Annotated in this window: 1 protein-coding gene and 1 pseudogene; both read right to left on the minus strand. The window is 57.9% G+C overall.

What is annotated here, in order from left to right; translation table 11 throughout:
- The coding region (locus RTK32_RS10325; protein ID WP_312043632.1) for an efflux RND transporter permease subunit at positions 1-1,383 on the minus strand (1,383 nt) is incomplete at its 3' end.
- Positions 1,380-1,713 (minus strand): annotated as a pseudogene (locus RTK32_RS10330) (efflux RND transporter periplasmic adaptor subunit); the annotation flags it as partial. The pseudogene RTK32_RS10330 and the gene RTK32_RS10325, both read right to left, overlap by 4 nt.

The raw sequence follows: 1,713 nt of genomic DNA on the forward strand, positions 1-1,713 counted from the left end.
CCCGGCGGTCGATTGTGCAAAGCCGTTGGGCATAAAGCCCACCGCCGTTACCAGCGTGCCGGCCAGCATGGGCGCAGCAGTATGGCTCCAGGCATAGGCCGAGGCTTTGACACGATCATAGCCCTCTTCCATTTTCACCACCATCATTTCAATGGCGATGATGGCGTCATCAACCAGCAGACCCAGCGCGAGAATGAGCGACCCCAGTGTGATGCGGTCAAAGTTTTTACCCGTTGCCGCCATTACCACGAAGACTGCGGCGAGGGTCAACGGCACCGCGGCGGCAACCACAATGCCGACGCGCCAGCCCATGCTGAGGAAACACACCACTATTACGACCAGCAGAGCCACAAAAAACTTGATCATAAATTCATCAACAGCCGAGCTGATGTTAACCGCCTGATCGGAGACGTTGGTCAGCGTCATGCCCAGCGGCATCGCTTCATTAAGAGTAGCGATCTCCTTTTTCAGCGCCTGGCCGAGCGCCAGACCATTCCAGCCCTCACGCATTACCACGCTCAGCATCAGGGCAGGCTCACTGTCGTTACGGATAAGCAAATCAGGCGGATCGATATAGCCGCGCGCTACCTTCGCCACATCGGCAAGCCGGAGCGTATGATTGCCGACGACAACAGGGGTTTGCCGAATCTTATCCAGCGTATCCAAAGCACCGTCCAGCCGGATAAAAACCTCAGGCCCGCGAGTCTGCACAGAGCCGGCTGGCGACAGGGCATTCTGGCCGTTCAGGGCGTTAAAAATCTGCTCAGGAGAAACGCCCAACGTGGCAAGACGCTCGTTAGAGAAGGAGACGTAGATACGTTCAGCCTGCTCACCGATCACGGTGATTTTTTTCACGCCCGGGACATGCAGCAGTTGCTGACGTAGCCTTTCGGCGTCACGCGCCAGGAGACGCTGCGGTTCCCCTTTTGCCTTAAGCGCGTACAGGGCAAATACCACATCCGAAAACTCATCATTGACCATCGGCCCGATCACGCCGGCCGGCAGGTTGTGGGCCTCATCGCCAAGCTTTTTACGCGCCTGGTAAAATTGCTCCTGCACCTCTGAGGGCGGTGTATTGTCCCTGAGAGAAACCAGGGTATAGGCCATGCCGGGACGCGTATAGGTCTCGGTACGATCGTACCATTTCAGTTCCTGAAGCCGTTTTTCCAGCGGCTCCGCAACCTGCTCCTGCATTTCCTGGGCGGTAGCACCGGGCCAGGCACTTATCACCGTTAGCTGCTTGACGGTAAACGGCGGATCTTCCGCGCGGCCTAATCCCAGAAAGGCCATCACGCCGGCTACGGTTATTAAAAGGATCAGAAAAAGCGTGACCGATCGTTCACGTACCGCCAGCGCCGACAGGTTAAAACGCATGTGGCTCATGGCGTCATTCCTTCCGGTTCAGGCGCGTCGGTGCGAACAACTTCGTCCTGATGAAGTAGATGGGCGCCCAGCGCAGCTATTCGCTCTCCGGCATGTAACGCACCCGATACGCGCGCGCTGTCGTCGCTGATGCCAAATAACGTTACCGGTAGCCAGGTCACCTTAACCGGCTTGCCTTGCAGTACCCAAACGCCCGGCCCCTTTCCGGCATCCCATATCGCACTAAGGGGCACTGACCACAAACCAGCGGGATCCGCTGATGCCGGTATACGCAGGGTAACCGTCGAACCGAGCGGTGCCTCGGCGGCGGCGCCATTCAGCACATAGCGT

It is taken from the genome of Erwinia sp., from assembly GCF_031978025.1.
Classification (GTDB): domain Bacteria; phylum Pseudomonadota; class Gammaproteobacteria; order Enterobacterales; family Enterobacteriaceae; genus Erwinia.